Annotated in this window: 30 protein-coding genes; 17 read left to right on the plus strand and 13 right to left on the minus strand. The window is 65.5% G+C overall.

From position 1 onward, the window contains the following. Positions 1–2: 2 nt before the first annotated feature. From AB7532_RS15160 to AB7532_RS15180, 5 genes are read right to left on the minus strand one after another with little or no spacing between them, the layout of a single operon-like run. Positions 3–761 (minus strand): amino acid ABC transporter ATP-binding protein, encoded by a 759-nt coding sequence (locus AB7532_RS15160; protein ID WP_441235577.1) that lies wholly within the window; start codon positions 759–761, stop codon positions 3–5. Between the two features lies 1 nt (position 762). After that, positions 763–1,431: an amino acid ABC transporter permease gene (locus AB7532_RS15165; RefSeq protein ID WP_441235578.1), complete on the minus strand. Its 669-nt coding sequence runs from the start codon at positions 1,429–1,431 to the stop codon at positions 763–765. Between the two features lie 7 nt (positions 1,432–1,438). Continuing rightward, entirely contained in the window at positions 1,439–2,122 is a 684-nt protein-coding gene (locus AB7532_RS15170; protein WP_441235579.1) for an amino acid ABC transporter permease, read from the minus strand. Positions 2,123–2,132: 10 nt separating this feature from the next. Further along, positions 2,133–3,134, minus strand: coding sequence for an NAD(P)-dependent oxidoreductase (locus AB7532_RS15175; protein ID WP_441239284.1), 1,002 nt, complete (start codon positions 3,132–3,134; stop codon positions 2,133–2,135). Continuing rightward, a complete protein-coding gene (locus AB7532_RS15180; protein ID WP_441235580.1) occupies positions 3,068–3,820 on the minus strand; it encodes a FadR/GntR family transcriptional regulator in 753 nt (250 codons plus the stop codon). Before AB7532_RS15180 ends, AB7532_RS15175 begins: the two co-directional genes overlap by 67 nt. Positions 3,821–3,999: 179 nt before the next feature. Here AB7532_RS15180 and AB7532_RS15185 point away from each other — a divergent pair, with 179 nt between their 5' ends. The 3 genes from AB7532_RS15185 to AB7532_RS15195 all read left to right on the plus strand — a co-directional run bounded on the left by AB7532_RS15185 (position 4,000) and on the right by AB7532_RS15195 (position 5,675). Beyond that, positions 4,000–4,317 carry a hypothetical protein gene (locus AB7532_RS15185; RefSeq protein WP_441235581.1) on the plus strand — a complete coding sequence of 106 codons (318 nt, stop codon included), beginning with the start codon at positions 4,000–4,002 and terminating at the stop codon, positions 4,315–4,317. Between the two features lie 75 nt (positions 4,318–4,392). Beyond that, positions 4,393–4,761 carry a GFA family protein gene (locus AB7532_RS15190; protein WP_441235582.1) on the plus strand — a complete coding sequence of 123 codons (369 nt, stop codon included), beginning with the start codon at positions 4,393–4,395 and terminating at the stop codon, positions 4,759–4,761. Positions 4,762–4,859: 98 nt separating this feature from the next. Continuing rightward, a complete protein-coding gene (locus AB7532_RS15195; RefSeq protein ID WP_441235583.1) occupies positions 4,860–5,675 on the plus strand; it encodes a hypothetical protein in 816 nt (271 codons plus the stop codon). Between the two features lie 103 nt (positions 5,676–5,778). Here AB7532_RS15195 and AB7532_RS15200 read toward each other — a convergent pair whose 3' ends face one another. Continuing rightward, positions 5,779–6,549: an exodeoxyribonuclease III gene (locus AB7532_RS15200; protein ID WP_441235584.1), complete on the minus strand. Its 771-nt coding sequence runs from the start codon at positions 6,547–6,549 to the stop codon at positions 5,779–5,781. Between the two features lie 40 nt (positions 6,550–6,589). Here AB7532_RS15200 and AB7532_RS15205 point away from each other — a divergent pair, with 40 nt between their 5' ends. After that, a complete protein-coding gene (locus tag AB7532_RS15205) occupies positions 6,590–6,811 on the plus strand; it encodes a cysteine rich repeat-containing protein (RefSeq protein WP_441235585.1) in 222 nt (73 codons plus the stop codon). Between the two features lie 154 nt (positions 6,812–6,965). Here AB7532_RS15205 and alr read toward each other — a convergent pair whose 3' ends face one another. Further along, complete coding sequence (alr, locus tag AB7532_RS15210) at positions 6,966–8,243, minus strand: alanine racemase (RefSeq protein ID WP_441239285.1); 1,278 nt, start codon at positions 8,241–8,243, stop codon at positions 6,966–6,968. Between the two features lie 46 nt (positions 8,244–8,289). Next, complete coding sequence (locus AB7532_RS15215; RefSeq protein ID WP_441235586.1) at positions 8,290–9,798, minus strand: replicative DNA helicase; 1,509 nt, start codon at positions 9,796–9,798, stop codon at positions 8,290–8,292. Between the two features lie 545 nt (positions 9,799–10,343). On the opposite strand from AB7532_RS15215, the gene AB7532_RS15220 reads away from it, so the two are divergent. The 4 genes from AB7532_RS15220 to AB7532_RS15235 all read left to right on the plus strand — a co-directional run bounded on the left by AB7532_RS15220 (position 10,344) and on the right by AB7532_RS15235 (position 12,975). Next, entirely contained in the window at positions 10,344–10,547 is a 204-nt protein-coding gene (locus tag AB7532_RS15220) for a transcriptional regulator (protein ID WP_441235587.1), read from the plus strand. A gap of 298 nt (positions 10,548–10,845) precedes the next feature. Further along, positions 10,846–11,790: a hypothetical protein gene (locus AB7532_RS15225; protein ID WP_441235588.1), complete on the plus strand. Its 945-nt coding sequence runs from the start codon at positions 10,846–10,848 to the stop codon at positions 11,788–11,790. A gap of 109 nt (positions 11,791–11,899) precedes the next feature. Further along, on the plus strand, positions 11,900–12,496 hold the full coding sequence (locus AB7532_RS15230) for a TetR/AcrR family transcriptional regulator (RefSeq protein WP_441235589.1): 597 nt from the start codon (positions 11,900–11,902) through the stop codon (positions 12,494–12,496). A gap of 11 nt (positions 12,497–12,507) precedes the next feature. Beyond that, entirely contained in the window at positions 12,508–12,975 is a 468-nt protein-coding gene (locus tag AB7532_RS15235; RefSeq protein ID WP_441235590.1) for a PaaI family thioesterase, read from the plus strand. Between the two features lie 36 nt (positions 12,976–13,011). On the opposite strand, the gene rplI is transcribed toward AB7532_RS15235, so the two are convergent. The 4 genes from rplI to rpsF all read right to left on the minus strand — a co-directional run bounded on the left by rplI (position 13,012) and on the right by rpsF (position 15,524). After that, entirely contained in the window at positions 13,012–13,614 is a 603-nt protein-coding gene (rplI, locus tag AB7532_RS15240; RefSeq protein WP_441235591.1) for a 50S ribosomal protein L9, read from the minus strand. A 48-nt stretch (positions 13,615–13,662) separates the two neighbouring features. Then, the gene (locus AB7532_RS15245) at positions 13,663–14,640 is read right to left on the minus strand and encodes a hypothetical protein (RefSeq protein WP_441235592.1); all 978 of its coding nucleotides are present in this window, start codon (positions 14,638–14,640) and stop codon (positions 13,663–13,665) included. 129 nt (positions 14,641–14,769) lie between these two features. Then, on the minus strand, positions 14,770–15,009 hold the full coding sequence (gene rpsR, locus AB7532_RS15250; RefSeq protein ID WP_007592020.1) for a 30S ribosomal protein S18: 240 nt from the start codon (positions 15,007–15,009) through the stop codon (positions 14,770–14,772). Between the two features lie 5 nt (positions 15,010–15,014). Further along, entirely contained in the window at positions 15,015–15,524 is a 510-nt protein-coding gene (rpsF, locus tag AB7532_RS15255) for a 30S ribosomal protein S6 (protein ID WP_441235593.1), read from the minus strand. Positions 15,525–15,868: 344 nt separating this feature from the next. On the opposite strand from rpsF, the gene AB7532_RS15260 reads away from it, so the two are divergent. The 9 genes from AB7532_RS15260 to gmk all read left to right on the plus strand — a co-directional run bounded on the left by AB7532_RS15260 (position 15,869) and on the right by gmk (position 24,488). Further along, a complete protein-coding gene (locus AB7532_RS15260; RefSeq protein WP_441235594.1) occupies positions 15,869–16,573 on the plus strand; it encodes a TetR/AcrR family transcriptional regulator C-terminal domain-containing protein in 705 nt (234 codons plus the stop codon). A gap of 3 nt (positions 16,574–16,576) precedes the next feature. Further along, positions 16,577–17,602: a fatty acid desaturase family protein gene (locus AB7532_RS15265; RefSeq protein WP_441235595.1), complete on the plus strand. Its 1,026-nt coding sequence runs from the start codon at positions 16,577–16,579 to the stop codon at positions 17,600–17,602. 187 nt (positions 17,603–17,789) lie between these two features. After that, the gene (gene fabD / locus AB7532_RS15270) at positions 17,790–18,749 is read left to right on the plus strand and encodes an ACP S-malonyltransferase (protein ID WP_441235596.1); all 960 of its coding nucleotides are present in this window, start codon (positions 17,790–17,792) and stop codon (positions 18,747–18,749) included. Between the two features lie 13 nt (positions 18,750–18,762). Next, the gene (gene fabG / locus AB7532_RS15275; RefSeq protein WP_441235597.1) at positions 18,763–19,500 is read left to right on the plus strand and encodes a 3-oxoacyl-[acyl-carrier-protein] reductase; all 738 of its coding nucleotides are present in this window, start codon (positions 18,763–18,765) and stop codon (positions 19,498–19,500) included. Between the two features lie 311 nt (positions 19,501–19,811). Beyond that, on the plus strand, positions 19,812–20,051 hold the full coding sequence (locus tag AB7532_RS15280; protein ID WP_006020277.1) for an acyl carrier protein: 240 nt from the start codon (positions 19,812–19,814) through the stop codon (positions 20,049–20,051). Between the two features lie 108 nt (positions 20,052–20,159). Continuing rightward, positions 20,160–21,425, plus strand: coding sequence for a beta-ketoacyl-ACP synthase II (gene fabF / locus AB7532_RS15285; RefSeq protein WP_441235598.1), 1,266 nt, complete (start codon positions 20,160–20,162; stop codon positions 21,423–21,425). A gap of 125 nt (positions 21,426–21,550) precedes the next feature. Further along, a complete protein-coding gene (gene mltG, locus AB7532_RS15290) occupies positions 21,551–22,822 on the plus strand; it encodes an endolytic transglycosylase MltG (RefSeq protein WP_441235599.1) in 1,272 nt (423 codons plus the stop codon). 115 nt (positions 22,823–22,937) lie between these two features. Continuing rightward, positions 22,938–23,825 carry a YicC/YloC family endoribonuclease gene (locus AB7532_RS15295; RefSeq protein ID WP_441235600.1) on the plus strand — a complete coding sequence of 296 codons (888 nt, stop codon included), beginning with the start codon at positions 22,938–22,940 and terminating at the stop codon, positions 23,823–23,825. 3 nt (positions 23,826–23,828) lie between these two features. Next, positions 23,829–24,488, plus strand: coding sequence for a guanylate kinase (gene gmk / locus AB7532_RS15300; protein WP_441235601.1), 660 nt, complete (start codon positions 23,829–23,831; stop codon positions 24,486–24,488). On the opposite strand, the gene AB7532_RS15305 is transcribed toward gmk, so the two are convergent. After that, positions 24,421–25,689, minus strand: a complete 1,269-nt coding sequence (locus AB7532_RS15305; RefSeq protein ID WP_441235602.1) for a hypothetical protein — start codon at positions 25,687–25,689, stop codon at positions 24,421–24,423. The two genes, gmk and AB7532_RS15305, sit on opposite strands and share 68 nt — an antisense overlap. Positions 25,690–25,759: the final 70 nt, after the last annotated feature.

Here is a 25,759-nt window from a genome sequence, read left to right on the forward strand (position 1 = left end):
TGTTATGATTTTAAGTTTCCTGTGCCGACGAACTGCGTCAGCTCCGGCGTCGTTGGCGACGTCAGGATCGAGGCGGGTCCGGTCTCATGGACCTTGCCGCGATGCATGAAGACGATGCGGTCGGCGATGCCCTTGGCAAAGCCCATCTCGTGCGTGACCATCACCATGGTCATTCCGTCCGCCGCCAATTGCTCGATCACCTTCAGCACTTCGGCGGTGAGTTCGGGATCGAGTGCGGAGGTGACCTCGTCGAACAGCATGACTTTCGGCTGCATGGCCAGTGAGCGGGCGATTGCGGCGCGCTGCTGCTGGCCGCCCGAGAGCTGCTCGGGGTAGGCGTGCAGCTTCTCCTCGAGCCCGACCTGCGCCAGCACTTTTTGTGCGAGGTCTTTTGCCTCGGCTGTGGCCATGCCCTTCACCGCGCACGGCGCGAGCGTGATGTTTTGCTCGATCGTCAGGTGCGGAAACAGATTGTAGCTCTGGAACACGATGCCGACGTCCTGGCGCAGCGCGCGCAGATCGACGTCGGGGCGGTCGACGCGATGCCCGCACACGACGATTTCGCCGCCGTCGACCTTCTCGAAGCGGTCGATGCAGCGCAGTGCCGTGCTCTTGCCTGAGCCGGAGCGGCCGATCAGCGCCAGCACTTCGCCGCGCTGGACGGCGAAGGAAACACCGTCGAGCACGCGGAGCGAGCCAAAGCTCTTCTGCACGTCGCGGAGCGATACGATCGGTTCGGAGGAGGGCGTGTTTTGCTGCATGTCAGGCCGGTGCGAGGTTGGACCTGCCGCGTCCCATCCGCCGTTCCAGCTTCTGGCTGAAGAGCGACAAAGGATAGCACATGGCGAAATAGGTGACGGCGATGATGGCGTAGATGGCGAACGGCTCGAACAGCGAGTTGTTGACGATCTGGCCGGAGCGCATCAGCTCGACGAAGCCGACGACGGATGCGAGCGAGGTGTTCTTGATGATCTGCACCATGAAGCCGACGGTCGGCGGCGTCGCGATGCGGATCGCCTGCGGCAGGATCACCTTCATCATGCGCTGGGTCCGGCTCAGCGCCAGGCCTTCGGCGGCTTCCCATTGCGGCTTCGGCACCGACTGGATGCAGCCGCGCCAGATCTCGCCGAGATAGGCGGCGACATAAAGCGTCAGCGAGGCGCCGGCGGCCGTGAGCGACGAGACCTTGAGGCCAATGGCGGCGAGGCCGAAATAGCCGAGGAAGAGAATGACGAGCAGCGGCGTGCCCTGGATCAACTGGACATAGACGCCGCTGGCGATCCGCACCGATTTGAGCGGCGAGATCCGCGCCAGTGCAATCATGAAGCCGACGATGCCGCCGCCGATCAGCGCGATCACCGACAGGCCAATCGTCCACAGCGCGCCCTGGCCGAGGAACATCAGATGGTTGATGTTGAGATGTCCGCCCATGGTCATCTCACAACGGCGTGCCGAGCCGGCGACGGCGCGGGAACAGCACGAGGCCGAGGCCCCAGAAGCCCGCGCGCATCACCAGCGACAGGATGACGTAGAGCACGGCGACGATGATGTAGGTCTCGAACGCGCGGTAGGTGTCCGACTGGATGTAGTTGGCGACCGCGGTGAGCTCCTCGGCCGAGATCTGCGAGCAGACCGAGGAGGCCAGCATCAGCAGCACGAACTGGCTGGTCAGCGCCGGATAGACCTTCTCGATCGCCGGCAGCAGGATGATGTGCCAGTAGATTTGCAGGCGCGACAGCGCCAGCCCTTCGGCGGCCTCGATCTGTCCGCGCGGGATCGCCTCGAAACCGGCGCGCATGATCTCGGCGGTGTAGGCGCCGACATTGATCGTCAGCGCGGCCACGGCCACGGTGAAGGCGGAGAACTTCAGGCCGAGGCTGGCGAGGCCGAAATAGACCAGGAAGATCTGCACCAGCAGCGGCGTGTTGCGGATCGCCTCGACATAGACCTTGCAGGCGCCCGCGATCAGCGAATTGTGCGTGCCGCGCCCGACCGCCGCGAGCGTGCCGAGGACCGCGCCGCACACCGTCGAAAAGGCCGCCAACTCCAGCGTCAGCACGGCGCCGGCCACGAAGCTCGGCCAACGCTCCAGCACTGCGGGAAAGTCGAGTTGGAGGCTCATCGGTTCAGGTTCAGCCGGTGGTCTGGTTGGTCATGCGGTCGTAGACACGGAACAGCGCCTGGTTGCCGTTGCTGCCTTCACCGTGGGCGCGCGCGTCGACATACTGGCTGGTGACGAGCGCCGTGCCGGGCAGGGGCACGCTCAGCGCCTGCGCCTGCTCCTGCACGAGGCGGAGGTCCTTGAGCTGGAGATCGATCCGGAAGCCGGCGGAGACGTCGCCCGCGATCATCGCGGGGCCGAGCTTGTCGAGCATCCAGGAGGCGGCGGAGCCACCCAGCAACACGCGGCGCAGCAGATCGAGATCGAGGCCGGAAGCGCGGCCGAGCGCGAGCGCTTCGCAGATTGCCTGGATGTTGATGCCACAGATCAACTGATTGCAGAGCTTGACGGTCTGGCCGGCGCCGGCCGCGCCGACATGGGTGATGGTGGTGCCCATCGCGCGGAAGAACGGCTCGGCCTTGGCGAATGCGTCCGCATCGCCGCCGGCCATGATCGAGAGCGCGGCGTTCTTGGCGCCCAGCGGTCCACCAGAGACCGGTGCATCGATGAAGCTGACGCCGATCTTCTGCAGGTCGGCATGGATGCGGCGGACCGCGACCGGCGAAATCGTGCTCATGTCGACGATCAGCTTGCCGGACGGCGGCGACTTCAGCAGGCCGTGCTCGCCGTAAATGGTCGCCTCGACGTGCGGCGTGTCGGGCAGCATGGTGATGACGATGTCGGCGCCTTGCGCGGCCTCGGCCGGGCTCTTGGCGCGGACGGCGCCTTCCTTGACGATGCCGACAATTGCTGCCTCGTTCAGGTCGAACGCGCGCACCGTGTGCCCGGCCTTCAAAAGGTTGCGCACCATCTCCAGGCCCATCGTGCCGATGCCGATGAAGCCGACGCTGCCCTTGTCGTTCCGTCCCATGTCAGTCTTCCGTTTCTTGTTTCGTCCGTCTGAGGTCAGCGCGAGGCGCTGGTCTTGTCCAAGGTGTTGTCCAGATCGCCGACGACGGCGCGTCTGCGGTATTCGTCGCCGATGGCGAAATGCTTGCGCAGCGTCGCATCTGCGCGCTCGGGATCGCGCGCGATGACGGCCTCGAAGATGCGGCGGTGATCGTCGATCAGATAGGTCTTCATCGACGGGAAGGCCTGCACCAGTTCGCGGCGGTTGCGGTGCGAATGCGTCAGCAGGCCCGCCATCGAGCCGTGCAGGACCGACAGCGTCTCCGAATGCGAGGCCACGACGATGGCGCGGTGGAATTCGAAATCGGCCATGCCGCCGGCATCGGACTCGTCGATCGTGTCGCCGATTTTCGCGAGCGCGCGCTGGAGGCGTTCGAAATCGGCAATGTTGGCACGTTCGCAGGCAAGCCGTATCGCCTGGCATTCGATCGCCACGCGCGCCTGCATGACGTCGTCGAGCATGTCCGCCTGCTGGGCGAGCGCGAAGGTGAAGAAGTCGTTCAGCACGGAGACGTCGGGGCGCGTCACCACGGTGCCGATGCGGTCGCGGATCTCGACGATGCCGAGCACGGTGAGGGCGCGCAGCGCCTCGCGCACGATCGGCCGGCTGACGCCGAGAAGTGTCGCGAGCTCGCGCTCGGAAATCAGGCGGTCGCCGGGCTTGAGCGAGCCTGCAAGCAGGCGCTCGCGCAGGAAGGCGAACACCTTCTCAAACCCTTTTTCGCCTTCGGCGGCCCGCTTCAGCTCCATCCCGGTCTCTTTTTGGTCTGATCTTGGTCAGACCAGTATGCTAACCAGAGTGATGCAGTCAAGGGCCTGGTTAACGGCGGGTGTCGCAGGCGCGCCCAATCCGACCGGTTCCGCGGCCCGATCCTTCAAATTTGAAGCGTATTGATCAGAGCGTCCGCCCAAAGAATTTGAGGTCCGCGATGCCCGACCACCATTCCTTCTCCGCGCTCGACCGCCATGCGGTGCTCAGCGGATCCGACAACGGCTTTCCCTGGTACGCTGGCGCCATGCTCGCCGTGGAAGCGAGCGAAGTGGTGCGGCTGCGCTGCGAGAAGCTGAGCCAAGGCGACGAGGCGGCGGGCCAGGAGGCCATGCTGATGGTCAGCGAGAAGATCGCAGCCGCGTTCGAGGCGACCGTGAGCCTGCTTGCCGGCGCGACGCCCGCGGCCGTCGTCCAGCGTTATCGTGAGCATGTGGCCGCGAATGCCAGGCGGCTCTCCGCGAACGGGACTCCCTAGCGAATTGCGCTGCTGACAGCATGTTGGCAGCAGGGGGCCGCTACGACCATCTCCTGGCAAAACGGGGAGCGGGTCATGCCGATCGAGGCAAGCTGTCATTGCGGTGAGACGGTGTTCGAGGTGACGGAGGCGCCCACGGGCGTAACGCGCTGCACCTGTTCGCTCTGCGCCAAGCGCGGGGCGTTGTGGGCCTATTACAAGCCGGCACAGTTTCGCCTGCTGTCACCGCCCGACAGTGTCGCGACCTATCTCTGGGGCACCCGCACGGTCAAACATCATTTCTGCGCGGCTTGCGGCTGCAGCACCTATTCGGAATCGCCGGACTGGTCGACCGGCAAGCCAGACTTCGACAATCCCAAGGTTGCGGTGAACGCGCGCCTGTTCGACGATTTCGATCTCGAGGCCGTGCCGGTGAACATGATCGACGGCAAGAATTTGTGGTGAGCGCTTTGGGCTCGCGCATGTCTCCTGCACATTGGTGCTCTTGAGGCCATGTCGAAAAGCTGATTTGTTTCCGGCCCGAGAAGAAGGGGAGGAAACCCATGATGCGTCTTGTTGCGCGAGTGATGCTCGCAATGTGTCTGGCCGTTGCAGCCGGCTTCAATGCACAGGCGCAGACCAAGCCGAAGGTGACCTCGCTCGGACCTGACTTCCCGAAGGCCGCGCTGTTCGTCGGCAACAGCTTTTTCTACTACAACAACGGCATGCCCGGGCATCTCTCCTTCATGGAGCGGGCAGCCGATGCCGAGAACAAGGCGGCGTATCGCAACACCATGGCCACGATCGGCGGCTCCGGCCTCGACTGGCACGACATGGACAATCGGCTGCGGCCGGGCGGCATCGGCACGTATTCGTTCGACGAGCAGAACAACGTCGTCTTCAACAAGCCGGGCAGGCAGTACGACGCCGTCGTGATGATGGATTGCAGCCAGTGCCCGATCCATCCGCAACTGAAAGACGCGTTCACGACCTTCGCGAAGAAGGACAGCGACATCGTCCGCGCCCACGGCATGCGGCCGGTGCTGTTCATGTCCTGGGCCTATGCCGACAAGCCCGAGATGACGGAGTCTTTGGCGGAGGCCTATACGGTCGCGGGCAATGCGAATGATGCGCTTGTCATTCCCGCAGGCCTCGCATTTGCGCGCGTGCGCAAGCTGCAGCCCGAGCTCAATCTCTACGCGCCGGACAAGCGGCATCCGAGCCCGGCGGGCACGTATCTGGCAACCTGCGTGACGCTTGCCGCGCTGACGGGGCGTTCGCCGGTCGGCAGTTCCTACACGATGGGATTGGATGCGCCGACGGTGGAGCTGTTGCAGAAGGCGGCGTGGGACACGGTGCGGGACTATTACGGGCGCTAGTTTCGTAGGGTGGATTACCGCAGCGTAATCCACCACTGTTCGTATCCGCAGAGACCGAAGAGGTGGATTACGCCTTCGGCTAATCCACCCTACGGCACCTCGCTTATTTCAGCACCACCCATGCCGGCGCGTGATCGCTCGCGCCGTCCTCGCCGCGAACTTTCCTGTCGACGCCGGCCTTGGCCAGCCGAGAGACGAGGGCGGGGCTGAGCAGGAGATGATCGAGCCGCAAGCCCGCATCGCGCGGCCAGCGGTTTCGCTTGTAGTCCCAGAACGTGTAGATGCGTTTCTCCGGGTGCAATTCGCGGATCGCATCGCACCAGCCTTGTCGGACCAATGAGGCAAACGCCGCGCGGCTCTTCGGCTGGATCAGCGCATCCTTGTCCCATGAGCGCGTCGGATAGATGTCGATGTCATCAGGCGCGACGTTGTAGTCGCCGGCGAGCACGACGGGCAGATCCTGCTTGATGAAGGTTTTGGCGTGGCGCTTGAGCCGTGCGAACCAATCGAGCTTGTAATCGAACTTCGGACCCGGCCGCGGATTGCCGTTCGGCAGGTAGATGCTGGTGACGATGATGCCGCGGACGGCGGCCTCGATGTAGCGGGCTTCGTGATCGCCTGGTTTTCCCGGCAAACGGTCGCGGGTGAGAATGGGGTCAGTGTTGCGGGCGAGGATGGCGACGCCGTTCCACGTCCTTTGTCCACACCACACTGCGCCATAGCCGGCTTTTTCGATCGCGGCTGCCGGAAATTCGCCATCACTTGCCTTCAACTCCTGAAGTGCGACGACATCGGGCTTTGCCGCGCGCATCCATGCCAACAGATTGGGCAGGCGGCGATTGATGTTGTTGATGTTGAATGTCGCAATCTTCATGTAGAGCTACCGGCTCCTGCCTGCCGTACCCGGAGATACAATGTCCAAGTTGAACTTTGCCGCTTTCGTCGTCGTTGTCGCGATCTCCGGAGCGGCTTCGGCACAATCGTCCGATCCGCGCGGTGCGTGCAAGGCGGACTATGACAAATTCTGCGCAGGCATCGCGCCCGGCGGCGGCAAGATCATCGCCTGCCTCGACGCCAAGCGCGATCAGCTCAGCGCGTCCTGCAAGACCGCGCTCGACGGCCGGAAGAAGAAGTAAGCGCCCACTCTCGTGTCCCGGACGCGGCGCAGCGCGAAGCGGTGCGCCGCAGAGCCGGGACCCATCTCACCACAAACTCTGGGCCCCGGCTCTGCACCGCACTACGCCGCGAAGCGCGGCGCATTGAGCTGCGTCCGGGGCACGAGAGCGTTGACTAGGACGGCAGCGGCGGCGGAGCCGCGGGCTGCTCGATCGGCGGCGGGGAGGGTGGCTGTTCGGCTGCCGGCGCGGGCTCCGGCTTGACCAGCGGCTCCACCACATTGCCGCCCCTGTAGACGCGGGCGTAGCGATGGCCGAGGCTGGTCAGCACCTCGTAGCCGATCGTGCCGAAATGATGCGCGAGCTCGTCGACGGTGATGCCTTCGCCGATCAGCGTCACCATGTGGCCGCGGCGCGCCGCGTTCGGCGGCAGATCGGTGATGTCGATCGCGATCAAATCCATGGAGACGCGCCCGGCGACCGGGCAGCGTTTGCCCGCGACGATCACTTCGGCGCCGCGGGTGCCGTCATTGGAGCTGGCGGCGCGGAAATAGCCGTCGGCATAGCCGACCGCGATGATCGCGAGCTTGGTCGGCCGCCGTGCGCTCCAGGTGCCGCCATAGCCGACGGTTTCGCCGCGCTCGATGGTGCGGATCTGCACGATGCGCGCCTTGAGATCGACCACCGGCTGCATCGGATTGTCAGCCTCCGGCGTCGGGTTGACGCCGTAGAGCGCCGCGCCCGGCCGGACCAGGTCGAACTGGAACGGCGCTCCGAGGAAGACGCCCGAGGAATTCGCGAGCGCGGCGGGCACACCGGAGAATTCGCTGGCAATGCCGCGGAAGGACGCGAGCTGTTTGGCGTTGGTCTGGTTGTTGAGCTGCTCGGCCGAGACCAGATGGCTCATCACCAGCGTGATGCCGTGGTCGCCGGCATTGATCCGGGGGATGATGGCCTGTGCTTCCGATAGCGTCAGCCCGAGCCGGTTCATGCCGGTGTCGATGTGAACGGCGGCGCCGCCGGCCCAGCCGGTGCGGCGGCAGAACACGTCCCACTCCGCGAGCTCGTTGAGATCGCCGATGACGGGGCGGCAGTTGATCTGGGCGTAATGCTCGCCGGTGTTCTGGAAGTAGCCGCCGAGCACGTAGATCGTGGCCTCCGGCACGGCTCCGCGCACCTTGCGCGCTTCCTCGACCGTGGCGACGAAGAAGGTCTTGCAGCCGGCCTTGCTCAGGGCGCGCGAGACCTGCTCGGCGCCGCAGCCATACGCATCGGCCTTGATCACCGCCGAGCATTCGGCCGGCACCGCCGTCTTCTCGAGCTTGCGCCAATTGGCGATGATGGCGTCGAGATCGACGGTGAGCACGCCGCCATAAGTTGCCAGTGCGGCAGCCTGATTGGCCTCCGCGGAGAGAAGGCCGGATTGCGGGATCATTTTAGGGTCGGACGCCATTGTCATGGCGCCGTTTTACGCAAGAGGAAGGTCCTGTTCAAGGAACTCAGTAGTCGTTGCCGGTGCGGACCGGCAGCTGACTGTCGGGTGCGAGGTCGCCGAACCGCGTAATCGAGGCTTCGAACGCCAGATCGACGGTGCCGGTCGGGCCGTGGCGCTGCTTGCCGATGATGACTTCGGCTTTTCCATGCGCAAGGCTCATGTCGAGCTGCCACTTCTCGTGCTCGGGCGTTCCCGGGCGGGGCTCCTTCATCGCGAGGTAATATTCCTCGCGGTAAACGAACAGCACGACGTCGGCGTCCTGCTCGATCGATCCGGATTCACGCAAATCGGAGAGCTGCGGCCGTTTGTCGTCGCGGGATTCGACCTGGCGTGAGAGCTGGGACAGCGCGATGACGGGAACGTTGAGTTCCTTGGCGAGTGCTTTCAGGCTGGTCGTGATCTCCGTGATTTCCTGCACGCGATTGTCGCTCCGCTTGCCGGAGCCGGACAACAGCTGGATGTAGTCGATCACGAGCAGATCGAGACCCTTCTGGCGCTTCAGCCGGCGCGCGCGCGCCATCAGCTGCGCGATCGACAGGCCGCCGGTCGCGTCGACATAGAAGGGCAGCGACTGCAGCTCGATCGAGACCTCCCGGATTTTCTCGAAATCGCCTTCCGAGATGCCGCCGCGGCGGATGTGGGAGGAGGGGATGCCGGTGCGCTCGGCGACGATACGCGTGGCGAGCTGGTCGGCCGACATTTCGCAGGAGAAGAAGCCGATCACGCCGCCATTGGCGGCCTTCATGGTGCCGTCGGCCTGCAGTTCCGGCACGTAGGCCTGTGCGACGTTGTAGGCGATGTTGGTCGCAAGCGATGTCTTGCCCATGCCGGGACGGCCGGCCACGATGATGAGGTCGGAGTGCTGGAGGCCGCCCATCTTGGTGTCGAGGTCGCGCATGCCCGTCGAGATGCCGGACAGCCTTCCGTCGCGCTGGAACGCCTTTGCCGCGAGATCGACGGCGATCGCCAGCGCCTGCGAGAATTTCTGGAAGCCGCCGTCATAGCGGCCGGATTCGGCGAGCTCGTACAGGCGGCGCTCGGCGTCCTCGATCTGCGCCCGCGGTGCGAAGTCGACCGGCGCGTCATAGGCGACATTGACCATGTCCTCGCCGATGCCGATCAGGTCGCGGCGCAGCGCCAGGTCGTAGACGGTCCGGCCATAATCCTGGGCGTTGATGATGGTGGTGGCCTCGGCCGCGAGGCGCGCCAGATATTGGCCGATGGTCATGCCGCCGACATCGGTATCGGCGGGGAGGAACGTCTTCAGCGTGACGGGCGTCGCGATCTTGCCCATCCGGATCAGGCTGGAGGCGGTCTCGTAGATGGTCTGGTGCAGCGGCTCGAAATAGTGCTTCGGCTCCAGGAAGTCGGAGACCCGATAGAAGGCGTCGTTGTTGACCAGGATCGCGCCCAGAAGGCTCTGTTCCGCTTCGATATTATGCGGCGCGCTCCGATAGGCAGGAGTTCCCGGCTCGGGCGCGAGTTTGAGGACGTTCGAATCAGTCGGTGCCATGGTCGAGCGTTAGCAATTTTCTGGGGCGGATGCGGGGCCGGGATAAAGCGCCGCCTCAGGTCAAAGCGGAAGCAAAAGCTCGCCGCTATCAACCGATCTTAAAAGCGGTGGATGACTGGCAGAAGCAGCGTGCGCCGCGCTTGACGGACTTTTGCGGAACTCGCCCGTCGCGTCGTGGTCCACGACCGCGCCGCGGAAAAATCCGGATGACGTGAACCTAATGGATTGGCGCGCAGACGTATCGAGAAGCGCGCGAAAAGACGCACCCTGGGAGCTTTCGGCTCGCCTTCAGACCAGCAGGAGGTAGACCAGCGCAACCAGGGCCGCCCCGACGCCGGTGACGATCAAGGCGTAATCGGTGCGGAGGTCGTCCTGCACGTCGAATGAGGTTTGGGTCTGCTTGCTCATGGCGACGGGTCTAAGCCAAGCCCGACCAGACTTATGTGAAACAGATCACATCCCTCCGGATTCTTTCGGGGGTAAGACCGGAACAGGCAGGCGGGCAGGGAATTGTCTCCCACGACCAACAGGGAATGAGGCAAGCGATGCGGCCGGAACGGCAGCAGATCTGGCGAAGCGAGGCAGGCAGCCGGCTTTGGCTGTCGGGGCTGATCGCGGCCATGCAGCATGCCGAGCGGCCCGACGTGCGGCGCGAGCCGGTCTCGCCGGAGAGCCTTGCGGAGATGCGGGCCCAGCTGTCGTTAACAGCCTCTTTCCGGTCTGCCCCGCTATCGACCCTTCGCCACTAGGATTTATTCACCACAGGCCTCGGCTCGGCGCCCCCTTCGCACGCGGCAGACGGGCGTCTGCGACGTTGTGGCTTTGCGACGATGTGCCGCTTTCTGGCGGCCGCGCATCTCGTACAGGGCCTCCGGCTTTCGAACGAGGCGCAGCGCTATTGCGCTCTGTCACAGCAGATATTCCAAAGCGCTTAATCACATCCTTGCGTGCGCTGGCTGCTTCCATTCGCGGCTCAATCCGCTAAAAGGTGACCGCCGCCGCGCCTTATGCCGGCCGTGTTCGCGTAAATTCAATGGAGATGATGGGATGTCGAGCCGAGCGCTCAGCCTCGCGACGGTATTGTTTCTGATGGGCTTCGGCGCGACCGATACCGTTCTGGCGCAGGCGACGAACCTCGAGGCCGGCAAAACCCCGTCGCAGCTTTTCGCGCAGACGTGCACTGCATGCCACAAGAGCCCGCGCGGGCTTCTGAAATCCGTGGCCCCGGGCTCGCTGCCGGGTTTCCTGCGCCAGCACTACACCACGAGCCCTGACATGGCGGGCATCCTCGCCTCCTATCTCGTGTCCAACGGCGCCACCGATACCCGCTACCAGGCCAAGGACGGCAAAAAGGACGGCGCCAAAGACAAGGAAGCCAACACCGCTCCCGGCCAGTCGCCCGAGCATCAAGGTCGCCGCCCGCGCGCTCAGGACGCCGCCAAGCCGGAAGGCGAGGCTGCTGCTCCTGCCGGTGAAGGCACGCGCCAGAAGCGCGCCGCGCGGCCGGCCGAGGAGGGCGTGAAGCCTGAGGGCCAGGCTGCGCCCGAGGGACGCAAGGGCAAGCGTCGCGCCAAGCCCGAGGACGTTGCGCCGGCCGCTGACGAGAAGAAGGTCGAGCCTCCCAAGCCGGAGAGTGCGAGGGGTGAGCCCGAGGCCAAGCCAGAAGTTAAGCCGGAAGCCAAGCCGGAAGCCAAGCCGGAAGCTAAGCCTGACAACGCCAGGATCGAGCCGCGTGGTAGCGAGGTTCCGGCGCTGCGGTCCGATCCGGTCCCGCAGGTGACGCCGGCCGCACCGGCCGCCGCAAAGCCCGCCGAGCCAGTTGCGCCCAAGCCGGTGGAGGAAGCTGCTCCCAAGCCGGCCGCACCTGCCGCCAGCTCCGAACCGGCACCGGCGGCGAAGCCGCAGGAGGCTGCCCCGCCGGCGACCGCAGCGGCGCCGCCCGCAGCGCCGGCCGCCCCGTCAGGTTCGCCTGCGCCGCCGATTTCGCGCTAGGCCCATCCGCATTTTCGAGCGACTTGCGAAGGCCGCGACGATCGCGGCCTTCGTGTCGTATTGACCGTCGTTAGAGCATTACTCTAGAGTGTTACTCTAGGAGGCGGCGATGACGGCGAGCGTGCGTGACGATCTGTTGGCGGCGGGGCTTGCGGTGTTCGATCGCGTCGGCTTCGAAGCCGCGACGATCGCTGCGATCCGGACCCGGGCGCGTGCCTCCAACGGCAGCTTCTTTCATGTCTTCGGATCGAAGAAGGAGCTGGCGGGCGCGCTGTTCCTGGAGGTGCTCCGGCACTATCACGCTGCGGTGCTGGCCGCGCTCGATCCCGTGCCCGATGCCGGGCAGGGCATCGATCGCCTGATCCGCGCGCATCTCGACTGGGTCGTGACCAGCCGCCGCGAGGCCCGCTATCTCTTCGAGATCTCGCGCAGCGAATGGGGCGAGGACGTTCGCGACGCCCAGCGCGCGCAGAATGCGCGGCTTGCCGAAGGCATCGAGCGCTGGCGCGCGCCGCTGGTTGCGGGCGGCGAGCTTCTGCCGATGACGCCGGTGATGTTCGTCAGCCAGCTCATCGGCCCCGCGCAGATCTTTTGCCGCGCCTTCCTGTCGGGACGCGATCGTGCCGATCCGCGAACCGAAGCCGATACGCTGATTGCGTGCGCCACGCGCGCGCTGCATCCGCCCGATCGCATCAACAAGCAATAAGGAGAGGTGTCATGCGAGCCGAAGCAGATCCCGACTTTGAGCCGATTGCCGCGCGCATCCACGCCAATGTCGGCCGGCAGGGCTTTATGAATTTGGTCGGAGCCGAGCTGTCCGATCTGGCACGTGGGACCTGCACCATTGCCGTCGAGCGCCGGCCCGAGCTGCTCCAGCAGCACGGCTTCTTCCACGGCGGCGTCACGGCCTTCCTGGTCGACAACGCCACGACGATCGCGGCGGCCACTTCGCGCGGCCAGCCGGCGCTGACGGCGGAATACAAGCTCAATCTGCTCTCGCCCGCTGTCGGCGAGAAGCTCATCTGCCGGGCCAGGGTGATCAAGCCGGGCCGTCAGGTCTCGGTGGTCGCAGCCGACGTGTTCTGCATCAGCGACGGCGTCGAGAAGCACACCGCAACGGCGCTCGCCTCGATCGCGATGCTGAGCGAGGACGTCGCCGCGACAACGAAAAGCCCGGCCGCTTGACGCGACCGGGCTTCGCAGCCTGCGAGAATGCGAGGCTTACTTGTCGGTCTCTTCCGCAGCCGGCGCCGGCTCGTCGTCCTGCTGGGCTTCCGGATCGAAGAACTCGCCGGCGGCGGCGATCGCCTCGGCGGCCGCATCGCGGTCCTCGTTGCGGGTCGAGATGTCCTCGCCGCGGTTGATGCGCTCGGCCTCGTCCTGGCTGCGCGCAACCGTGACGGAAACCTCGACCTCGACCTCGGGGTGAATGGCGACGGTGATGGTGTGCTTGCCGATGGTCTTGATCGGCGCGTCGAGCTGCACCTGCGGACGCTCGAGCGCCACACCGTCGGCTTCGAACGCCACGACGACGTCACGCACCGTGACCGAGCCGAACAGCTGGCCGGCTTCGGAGGCCTGGCGGATCACGATGATGTTCTTGCCCTGGATCTTCTCGGCGACCTTGGACGCCTCGCCCTTGGACGCAAGATTGCGGGCTTCGAGATCGGCCTTCATGCCGTCGTACTTGGCGCGGTTGTCGGCGGTGGCGCGCAGCGCCTTGCCGCGCTTGAGCAGGAAATTGCGGGCATAACCGTCGCGAACCTTCACGACTTCGCCCATCTGGCCGAGCTTGCTCACGCGTTCCAGCAAAATGACTTCCATATTCGTTCTCCTTTGACGTGTTGGTGAGTTGGATTTTCGGGGTTGAACTCAAGGGGTCGGCAGCGGGGGTGGCTGCCGCGTGCGCAGAAAGCGCTCGCGAAAGCCGAACACGGCGTCCGCCATGCCGAGGATCACCATCGCGATGACGGGCCAGCCGAACACGACGACGACGGCATAGGTCGAGCCGAGCCAGAAGGTGCGGCTCTTCAGCGCCAGCGTCAGCGTATGCAGCACGGCGAAGCCGGTCAGCGCATAGCCCATCATCAGCGCCGCCGCGGATATTTGCGCGACGATCGCGAGCAGCCCGCCGGTGAAGCAGAAGGCGAGCGCAACACAGAGCCCGACCAGCGTCATCGGCGGCAGCTCCGCCGTCATCATGTCCGGCCAGGGGCGCCGCAATCGGCCCGACGTCGCCGTGATCTTGGCGCTGAGCCAGAGATTGAGCGTGAGCGTCATCATCGCGACGATGGTGGCGGCGGCCGGCGCGATGCGCACCAGCGCGTCCACAAACTGGCCGGCTTCGCCCGAGGTCTGCGGGTCGGCGGTGCGGAGCAGGCGCATCAGGCCGCGGCGCAGCGTCCCGATAATGGTCTCGGCGTCGGTGCCGAGTGTGAGCAGGGCGGCGATCGTGGTCAGCGTGGCGAAGCCCGCGATCCACAGCAGGATGCGGCCGACCGGATACCATTCGAGCTCCGGCTCGGCGGTCGGTTCAGCGGCGCCCTCCGGCGTGACAGGTCCCACCCGCCGGCTGAGCAGCACGAGATGGCCGAGCCACCAGGCCGGCAGCGCAACGGTGACGGCAAAGGCGATGCAATAGGGCAGGCCGAACAGGGCGCCGAGGCCGATCGCAGCGGCAATGCCGCCGACGCTCGCGCACAGCGGCCCCCAGCCGATCGAGGCGACCATCAGCGGCAGCGGTGCGAGGTAAAACAGGACGAGCGAGATCAGCGCGCCCGATATGATCGAGGCGAACATCAGGGCCGACGCAGCGCCGGCGATCAGGGCTATGAGTGCAAATGCCATCATCAGCTGTCCCGCTCCCTTCGAGCGGTTAGAGGCGTCTCGCCCCAACCATCGGCGACCGGACGACCCGGAAGCCTTATGAAACCTGGAAAAGTACGGCCGGCGGCGATATCGCCGCCGGCCGAATTCGTCTTAGCGAATGACGTAGGGCAGCAGGCCCAGGAACCGCGCGCGCTTGATGGCGCGGGCGAGTTCACGCTGCTTCTTCGCGGACACCGCGGTGATGCGGCTCGGCACGATCTTGCCGCGCTCGGAGACGTAACGCATCAGCAGCTTGGAGTCCTTGTAGTCGATCTTCGGAGCATTGGCGCCCGTGAACGGGCAGCTCTTGCGACGACGGAAAAACGGACGGCGTGCACCAGCTTCAGCCATTGTTCTTACTCCCCGTCCGTCGTGGTGGTGGTGGTTTCAGCTTCGTCGCGCGGACGACGCGGGCCGCGGTCACCGCGGAAGCCGCCACCGTCGCGATCACCGCCACGGAAACCACCCTCGCGGTCGCCACGGAAGCCGCCGCCTTCACGATCGCGGAAGCCGCCGCCACGATCGTCACGCTCGCGATCGCGATCGGCCTTGCGCATCATCGCGGACGGGCCTTCCTCGAGCTCTTCGACGCGGACGCTGATATAGCGGATCACGTCTTCGCTGATGCGCTCCTGGCGCTCGATCTCGGCGATCGCCGCAGACGGCGCGTCGATGTTGAGCAGCACGAAGTGCGCCTTGCGGTTCTTGTTCATGCGGTAGGTGAGGGAGCGAACGCCCCAATTCTCGGTCTTGGTGACCTTGCCGCCGAGACCCTCGACGATGCCGGTCATCTGCGCAGTCAGTTCTTCGACCTGCTGCGTGCTTGCGTCCTGACGCGCAAGAAAAACATGCTCATAGAGAGCCATGATGGTCCTTTCCTCGGTTGGCGCATCGCCCGGCGTCAAGCCCTTAAGAGGCCTTGGGAAAGGACTCTGGGATTAAGCTCAGAAGGCGGAAACACGGGACGACGGGCCGACTGGCCCTGCCACATCAAAATCACGAATGATTTGCTGAGACCGTCCGTTCAGCTCCCGGCCGGGGTCTGCGGATGGCGCGCTTATACGGATTTTGGCCGGCTTTGCAAGGTTGGAGGCCGCGGTTTTGCCCCGGATGGTTCCGGGGCGAGCGGCCAGGAACGGTCTTTCCATACCACGTCGGGCTTGAACTATTTGTTTGTATAGCATACAAATAAATCAGCAAAGAGGACCTCATGGCGAGAAAGTCGGTCCAAGAGCCGCTTGAGGCGGCGGGCGACCCCAAGCATGCCGCGCGGGCGACGCGCTCGGCCGGCCGCAAGATGCGGTCGCTGCTGCTGGATGCCGCGAGCCCGTTGTTCAGGGAGCGGGGACTGGCGGGGGCCTCGATCACCGACATTGCAGCCGCCGCGGACGCGTTCCCGAGCCAGATCACCTATTACTTCCGCACCAAGGAGGCGCTGTTCGTCGAATGCGCCTGCCGTGAGTTGCTGTATCTGGCGCGCGCGACCGAGCAGGCGGCCCTGAAGGCTCGGACGCCGGGGGATTACACCCATGCGCTGGCCGAGACCGTGACCGCGAGCGATTCGGTCGCCTTCTTCGCCGAGGCGTTGACGCTGACGCGCCGGCGCCAGGATCTCGCGCCGCTGGTGGAACGCACCATCGAGCGTCTGCACAGCGAGGGCGCGAGGGCCTATGCGGGCCAGGTTGAGCGCCACGGCTGGCGCTCTCTGCGGGCGCCCGACGAAAGTTCGCGGCGGTTCTGGGCTGTCGCCATCGGAATTATCCTCGAAGGCTACGCCATGGGCCGTTCGCCCGAGGCGCTCTGCGCCGAGATGCTGCGCGTGCTCGGCGAGCAGGCGAAATCCGCCGGCGACACTGCGCACCTGCGCCTCGTCGACGAGCGCGACGCATCCAACAATTCGAATGAAGAGGGTTAGGCCATGACCGCGCTTCGCATGCGTGCCCGCGACTTCCTCACCGACGATCAACTCGCTGACGTGCGCCAGCGTGTGACGTGGAAGGGCGTCGCCATGATTGCCCATGCCTGGGCGCTCATCATTGGTGCGATCGCGCTGGTCGCATGGTGGCCCAATCCGGTCACCTATGTTCTCGCCGTCGCTGTCATCGGCTCGCGCCAGTTGGGCCTTGCGATCCTGATGCATGACGGTGCGCATGGCTGCCTGTCCGCCGAGGAGAAGACCAATCTGACGCTGAGCCAGTGGTTCTGCGCCTATCCTCTGTTCGCGGAGACGCGCAGCTACCGGCGCTATCACCTCCAGCATCATGCGCGCACCCAGCAGGAGGATGATCCCGATCTCGTGCTGTCCGCGCCGTTTCCGATCACCAAGCTGAGCTATCGTCGCAAGTTCATTCGCGACATCACCGGACAGACCGGCTACCAGCAGCGCAAGGCGCAACTGCTCAATGCGCTGGGGCCGAAGGACTGGCCGTGGCGGCAGCGCGTGGCGCATTTCCGGGAGAAGCTCGGCCCGCAATGCGTGGTCAATGCGATCATGTTCGCAGGCTGCGCGGCGGCCGGCGTGTGGTGGGCCTATCCGCTGCTATGGCTGGTGCCGCTCGTCACCTGGATGATGGTCATTACCCGCATCCGCAACATCGCCGAGCACGCCGTCGTGCCCGACAGCAGTGATCCCCTGCGCAACACCCGCACGACGCACGCGAATTTTCTCGAGCGGCTGTTCATCGCGCCGTATTACGTGAACTACCACCTCGAGCATCATCTCCTGTTCTACGTGCCCTGCTACAATCTGCCGAAGGTTCATCGCCTGCTGAGCGAGAGCCGGCACGCGGAACGCATGGAGGTGCAGCCGGGCTATGCCGCCGTGCTGCGGCTCGCGACCGCGAAACCCGACCGGGATGACCGTCCGGGCGAACTGGTGAACAGTGCGCGCCGCGCACAAGCGGGGACGGCGGTCGATGCCAACCAGACCAACGGTGGATTCTAGGGAGCGCATCCCCAGTTGAATGCTGGCCGAAGGTCCTATCTTGGCTTGACATTCCGGCCCCGGACAGTGTCTACGGCCCCCTTTGGAGCGTGATCCGGAACCATGGCCCAAGGAACCGTGGCCTAAGGCCGTGCGTCATCGGCTGCCGGTTCTCGCAGGGATTACGCCCGACCAGTAGGGAGCGCCGATGACGGCAGCATTCACATTTCCGGGGCAGGGTTCCCAGGCGGTTGGCATGGGCAAGGCCCTGGCCGACGCTTTTCCGATGGCGCGCGCCGTGTTCGACGAAGTCGATGCCGCGCTCGGGGAGAAGCTGACGGCGATCATCTGGGATGGCCCGGCCGAGACGCTTCAGCTCACCCAGAACGCCCAGCCGGCGCTGATGGCGGTGTCTGTCGCCACCCTGCGCGTGCTGGAGGCCGAGGCCGGGTTTTCCGTCGGGCGGGACGCGGCCTTCGTGGCCGGCCATTCGCTCGGTGAATATTCGGCGCTGGCCGCGGCAGGCAGCCTGACGGTTCCGGACACCGCGCGGCTGCTTCGCACCCGCGGTCTGGCCATGCAGAAGGCCGTGCCTGTGGGCGCCGGCGCGATGGCCGCGCTGCTCGGCCTCGATTACGAAGCCGCCATGGAGGTCGCCACCGAGGCGGCGCAGGGGCAGGTCTGCCAGGCCGCCAACGACAATGGCGGCGGGCAGGTGGTGGTCTCCGGCGACAAGGCCGCGGTCGACCGCGCCGTCGAGATCGCCAAGACCAAGGGTGCCAAGCGCGCCATGTTGCTGCCGGTGTCCGCGCCGTTCCATTGCAAGCTGATGCAGCCCGCCGCCGACGCGATGGCGGAGGCGCTGGCCAAGGTCACGATCAAGGCGCCGGCGGCGCCGCTGGTGTCGAACGTGCTGGCGAGCGCGATCACCGATCCCGACGAGATTCGCCGCCGTCTGGTCGAGCAGGTCACGGGCACGGTGCGCTGGCGCGAGTCGGTTTCCTATATGGCAGGGCAGGGCGTCACCCGCTTCTTCGAGATCGGCGCCGGCAAGGTGCTGTCCGGCCTCGTCAAGCGGATTGCGGACGGCGCTGTTGGCGTGTCGGTCGGCGGTCCCAACGACATTGCCGCCGCCAAGGATGCATTGGCCGCTGCCAAGCAGGGCTAGAGGAGTTTTTTCGATGTTCGATCTGACTGGCAAAAAGGCGCTCGTGACGGGTGCGACCGGTGGCATCGGCGGCGCGATCGCGCAGGCGCTGCACGCGCAGGGCGCGACCGTCGCGATCTCGGGAACGCGCAAGGAAGTGCTGGATGAGCTTGCCGGCAAGCTCGGCGAGCGCATCCACGTGCTGCCCTGCAACCTCTCCAAGGCCGACGAGGTCGAGGCGCTGGTGCCGGCTGCGGAAGCCGCAATGGGCCAGGTCGACATCCTCGTCGCCAATGCCGGCATCACCCGTGACAATCTCTTCGTGCAGCTCCGCGACGAGGACTGGGAGGAGGTCATCAACATCAATCTGACCTCGACCTTCCGCCTGGCGCGTGCCGCGACCAAATTGATGATGCGCAAGCGCTTCGGCCGCATCATCGCCATCACCTCGATCGTCGGCGTCACCGGCAATCCCGGGCAGGGCAATTACACCGCGTCGAAGGCGGGCCTGATCGGCATGATCAAGACGCTGGGCGCCGAATACGCCAAGCGCGGCGTGACCGCGAACTGCATCGCGCCCGGCTTCATCAAGACGCCGATGACCGATGCGCTCAACGACAAGCAGCGCGAGACGATTCTGGCCAAGGTTCCGGCCAACCGCCTGGGGACGCCCGAGGACATCGCGGCGGCCGCGGTCTACCTGAGTTCGAACGAAGCAGCCTATGTCACCGGGCAAACCATCCACATCAACGGCGGCATGGCCATGATCTGACGTTCCGTTCCGCACTGCCCACAAGGACGGTGCGGGATGCGGCAAACAGCCGTTTCCGGAGCGAAATGAGGCTTGTAGTCAAGGCAGTTGAAGTATGTTAACCGGACGCTCAACGGATGGGCAAAGAACGCCATTGCAGGTTTTTGAAACCCTGTATATTGGCGATGCGGAGCCTTGGCCGTCGTTCGCCGGGTCCCGCACCGGTTAGGGTGGGACCAAATCAAAGTTCGTAAGCGAAGGCAGTCAACGACCACGACGGCTCGTATCGTCCCGGGGGGTCGGGTCTACAGGGAACAACACGAGGTTATGCAATGAGTGAGATTGGCGAGCGGGTTAAGAAGATCGTGGTCGAACACCTTGGTGTTGAACCCGAGAAGGTTGTCGACGCTGCGAGCTTCATCGACGACCTCGGCGCCGACAGTCTGGACACCGTCGAGCTGGTGATGGCGTTCGAAGAAGAATTCGGTTGCGAGATTCCGGACGACGCGGCGGAGACGATTCTCACCGTCGGCGACGCCACGAAGTTTCTCGAGAAGAACGCGAAGAGCTAAGGCTCTTCATTTTCGCGGGGACAACATTGAAACCGGACGGGCCGCTTCCCAGCGGTCAGCCGGTTTCTTGTTATTGGCCGTGAATATTTCGATGCGGAGTTTTCGGATATGAGGCGAGTCGTCGTCACTGGTCTCGGCATGGTGTCGCCGCTCGGCTGCGGCGTCGAGCCGACCTGGAAACGCATCCTCAACGGCGAGAGCGGTGCGCGCGCGATCGAGAGCTTCGACGTCTCCGATCTTCAGACCAAATACGCCTGCACCGTCGTGCGCGGCGACGGAACAAACGACACCTTCAATCCCGACAAGTGGATGGAGCCGAAGGACCAGCGCAAGGTCGACGACTTCATCATCTTCGGCATGGCCGCGGCCGGCCAGGCGCTCGACGATGCCAACTGGCATCCCGAGACCGAAGAGGACAAGTGCGCGACCGGCACCATGATCGGGTCCGGCATCGGCGGCCTCAACGGCATCGCTGAAACGGCGGTCCTCCTGAAGGAGCGCGGGCCGCGCCGGGTATCGCCGTTCTTCATTCCGGGCCGCCTGATCAATCTCGCCTCCGGCTACGTCTCGATCGCGCACGGGCTGAAGGGACCGAACCATTCGGTGGTCACGGCCTGCTCGACCGGCGCGCATGCGGTCGGCGATGCCGCCCGCCTGATCGCGCTCGGCGATGCCGACGTCATGGTCGCCGGCGGCGCCGAATCGCCGATCGGTCGTATCGGCATTGCCGGTTTCAACGCCGCGCGTGCGCTATCCACCGGCTTCAACGAAACACCCGAGAAAGCCTCGCGTCCCTACGACAAGGACCGAGACGGCTTCGTGATGGGCGAGGGCGCCGGCGTCCTGGTCCTGGAAGAGCTCGAGCACGCCCAGCGCCGCGGTGCCAGGATCTATGCCGAGGTGGTCGGCTACGGTCTTTCGGGTGACGCCTATCACATTACGTCGCCGTCGCCCGATGGCGATGGCGGCTTCCGCAGCATGGCGGCCGCGCTCAAGCGCGCCGGCCTCACGGCGTCCGATCTCGACTACATCAACGCGCACGGCACCTCGACACCGCTCGGCGACGAGATCGAGCTCGGTGCGGTCGAGCGCCTGCTCGGCAACGCCGCCTCCAAGGTTGCGATGTCCTCGACCAAGTCCTCGACCGGCCATCTGCTCGGTGCGGCCGGTGCGATCGAGGCGATCTTCGCCATTCTCGCGATTCGCGATAATGTCGTGCCGCCGACCATCAATCTGGACAACCCGTCGGTCGAGACTGCGATCGATCTCGTGCCGCATATTGCGAAGAAGCGTGAGGTCAACGTCGCATTGTCGAATTCTTTCGGTTTTGGCGGTACCAACGCGTCGGTGATCTTCCGGCGTCTGGTCCAATAGTTTGTTGTTGCGACGAATCCACCGTTTTGCCGTATTCGGCGATAGTCATGGAAGCGGGCGCGTGCATTTGGCTCGGCAAGCGATTGTCAGGTCGCGATTGAACCGGCAGGATTCAGGTTGCTTCGATGAGTGAAAGGCCGCCCATTTCGCCCCGGAGCCCGCGGGCAGCGCTGGAGCCGGAGCAGGTCCCGCCGCCGCCGAAGCGATCGGACCGGGCGCGCAATCCCTTCGTGATCGTCGGCAACGCCATCATCACCCTGCTGCTGATCTCCATGATCGGTGCCGGCGGCGTCTATTATTACGGCCGCCAGGTATTGGAAGCAGCGGGACCGCTGAAGGAAGACAAGATCGTCAACATCCCGCAGCGCGCGGGCAAGCGTGACATCGCCGAGACGCTGAACCGCGAGGGCGTCACCGACGTCAATCCCTGGGTGTTCATCGCCAGCGTCGCCGCGCTGAAGGCGAGCTCGGACCTCAAGCCCGGTGAATATTCGTTCCAGAAGAACGCATCGCTGCGCGACGTCATCGGCACCATCGTCGAGGGCAAGGTGGTGCAGCATTCCGTCACCATCCCGGAAGGCCTGACCTCCGAGCAGATCGTGGCGCGGTTGTCCGACAACGACATCTTCACCGGCAGCGTGCGCGAGCTGCCGCGCGAGGGCACGCTGTTGCCGGAGACCTACAAGTTCCCGCGCGGGACCCCGCGCGATCAGGTGGTCCAGCGCATGCAGCAGGCGCACAAGCGCGTGCTGGCCGAGATCTGGGAGCGCCGCAACCAGGACATTCCGGTCAAGACGCCGGAGCAGCTGGTGACGCTGGCCTCGATCGTCGAGAAGGAGACCGGCAAGGCCGACGAGCGTAGCCGCGTCGCCGCCGTGTTCACCAACCGGTTGAAGCAGCGGATCAAGCTGCAATCCGATCCGACGATCATCTATGGCATCGTCGGCGGCAAGGGCACGCTGGGACGTCCGATCAAGCGCAGCGAGATCACGCAGCCGTCGCCCTACAACACCTATGTGATCGAGGGCCTGCCGCCGGGTCCGATTGCCAATCCCGGCCGCGCCTCGCTCGAGGCCGCCGCCAATCCGGCTCGCACCCGCGACCTGTTCTTCGTCGCCGACGGCAGCGGCGGGCACGCCTTCACCGAGACCTACGACGCGCACCAGAAGAACGTCGCCAAGCTGCGCGCCATGGAGAAGCAGATCCAGAACGACACGGTCGAGCCGGCCGAGGATGCGCCGCCGCCGGCCGCCGCCGCACCCGGCGCCGCCGATACGCCGACCGCGACCACGCCGGCCCGGCCCAACCAGCAGAAGAAGCAGCCGTCGCGGCCCGCGGCTCCCGCGCCGGCCCGGCAGGGCGCGGTGCAGTCCTCGCCGCCGGTGGTCCAGCGCTAGGTTTGCGCAGACCTGCCTACGGGACTTTGCGGATTACACTTTCCCGCAAAATAGTCATAAGATTCGCGTGGCCTGATGGCCTTGCGAATCCCATGTTTCCGGAGAATTTGACCTGATGGCGCTGTCGTCCATGACCGGCTTTGCCCGAAGCCACGGCGCAAGCGGGCCGTATACGTTCGAATGGGAATTGAAGTCGGTCAACGCCAAGGGCTTTGACCTCAGGGTGCGGCTGCCGCAGGGCTTCGACGAGCTCGAGGCCCACGCCAAGAAACGCGCCGGCGAGCTTTTGTCGCGCGGCACCGTCTACGCCAATCTCACCGTCAAGCGCGCCAATGCCGCAGCCTCGGTCCGGGTCAACGAGGACGTGCTCAACGCCGTCCTCAAGGCCGCTGCCGTGATCGCCGGCAAGGTCGATGCGGTTGCGCCCAGCGTCGACGGGCTTTTGGCCATCAAGGGTGTCATCGAGGTCGCCGAGCCCGAGGGCGACGAGGACGAGGACAACGCCGCGCGTGCCGCGGTGGCCGAAGCCTTCAACAAAGCGCTCGCCGATCTCGTCGAGATGCGCAAGCGCGAAGGCACGTCGCTGGGGCAGATCCTGATCCAGCGCGTGGACGAGGTCGAGGCGCTCGCGAAAAAGGCGGAAGGCTCGCCGGGCCGCAAGCCGGAGGCGATCAAGGCCAGGCTCGCCGAGCAGATCGCGACGCTGCTCGACACCTCAGACCGTTTCGATTCCGATCGCCTGATGCAGGAGGCGATCCTGATCGCGACCAGGGCCGACATCCGCGAGGAGCTCGATCGCATCGCCTCGCACGTCGCCCAGGCGCGCGAGCTGATCGGCAAGGGCGGCCCGGTCGGCCGCAAGCTCGACTTCCTGGCGCAGGAGTTTCACCGCGAGGTCAACACCTGCTGCTCGAAGTCGAACGACATCGAGCTGACCAACACCGGCCTCGCCATGAAGAACGTGGTCGAGCAATTCCGCGAACAGGTCCAGAATCTGGAGTGATCGATGACGACGGGCGGCCACGGAACTGACGGTGTCGAGCGGCGCGGGTTGATGTTCGTGCTGTCCTCGCCGTCGGGCGCGGGCAAGACGACGCTGTCGCGAATGCTGATCGACCGCATGTCGGGTCTGAAAATGTCGGTCTCCGCGACCACGCGGACGATCCGCCCCGGCGAGGTCGACGGCCGCGACTATCTGTTCGTCGACAAGGCCAGGTTCGACGCGATGGTGAAGGGCGACGAGCTGCTGGAATGGGCCACCGTCTTCGACAACAGCTACGGCACGCCGCGCGCCCCCGTTGAAGCCGCGCTGTCGGCCGGGCAGGACGTGCTGTTCGACATCGACTGGCAGGGCACGCAGCAGCTGCGCGAAAAGGCGCGCGCTGACGTCGTCAGCGTCTTCATCCTGCCGCCCTCGGCCGCCGATCTCGAGAAGCGGCTGCATTCGCGTGCGCAGGATTCCGACGAGGTGATCCGCAAGCGCATGAGCCGCGCCAGCCACGAGATGAGCCACTGGGCCGAGTACGACTACATCGTCATCAACCATGACGTCGATGACGCCTTTGCCGAGGTGCAGTCGATCCTGAAGGCCGAGCGCCTCAAGCGCGAGCGGCGGACTGGCCTCGTGGGGTTTGTGCGAAATCTGCAAGGTCAGCTTCAGGGCTAGGCTGCCGCAGTCGCGGCCCTTGCTGCGCCAGCCGTTCCAGCATCGCCGTGATCACGTCGACATCGACGGCATCTTCGACCTGCACATCCTGGTTGCGATCGATGGGCGTTTCGTCGACCGGCTCTTCGTCATGAGCGTCGCTGGTCGCGAGCTTGGGCGCTGCTGCCTCGATCTCGAACGCGCCGTTGAAGATGTCGGCCTCGTCGAGCTCTGCGACCTCGTTGCGTGCGGGACGGGACAGCGCGGCGATTCTGCCGATCTCATCGGTGAATGCCGCGATCTGCGGGGCTTGGGGACGTAGGATCTGCGGCCGCGCGGCATCAAAATCCACCGGGCGCGGCTGCTGCGCGCGCGGCGCTTCAGCCGGGGGCGTATTGAGCCAGGGCGCACGGCCGTCGTCGAGATCGTGCGGCTCGACATGGTCCCAGTTGACGCGGCGATGGTCGGTGGCCTGGACGCGCACGCGTCCGCCGGCGAAGCGGTAGACGAGGCTCGCGAGCAGGCCTGCGAGCGCAAGCGCGCCGCCGATGACAAGCACCAGCGTCTGCAGCGAGCCGGTCGGCTTGTCGATGCTGCCGTCGGCTGCGGCGAGCGCGACGGGGGCCGTGGCTTGGGCAGAGGCTTGGGCAGAGGCCTGCACAGGCGATTTCGAGGGCTTTGCGCTCGGCTGCGGAACGGCCGCAACGGGCGCTGCTTGCGGTGCGGGCGAGGCGGACGCATCGGGCCAGCGCGTCTCGACGGCAGGCTGCTGTGCGCCGTTGTCGGCCGCGGGGGGCGCGGCTTGTTGCATCGGCGCGGGGGCCGCCTGTGTTGTCGGCTTCGTAGCTGCCGCGCTCTGCGGCGCCAGATACTCGGCGCGCGCGTCCTGCACCGGGTGCGGCGAGGCTGCCGACTCTGCTGCCGTGGTGTCGGGCGCAGCCTGCGCGGTCTGTGTGACCTTGCCGCCCTCGGCGCGCAGGTACCAGCACTGCCGCTTGGTCCCGCGTTCGAGGCGGTAATACCAATGCTGCCCCTGCGGCGCGACGCCCTTTGGCGAGGCGAGGCAGTCGCTCGTGGCGTTGGCGGTGTTGGTTGCAGCTGGCGGCGCACTCGGCGCATTTTGTGACACGGCAGCCAATGGCACGCCGGCAATGATGCTGGCGAACAAGGTCGAAATGAACTTTGCGGCGCGGTTGCCCATCCTGGTCTCCCGATTACGCATGACGCAACTCGTTACCTTCCCTTTCTCGTCAAAGAGTTGGGTGGCATTGAGCCGCAAATCCGGAGAGGAT

Origin of the sequence: Bradyrhizobium sp. 930_D9_N1_4 (genome assembly GCF_052076015.1) — a bacterium.
Taxonomy (GTDB): domain Bacteria; phylum Pseudomonadota; class Alphaproteobacteria; order Rhizobiales; family Xanthobacteraceae; genus Bradyrhizobium.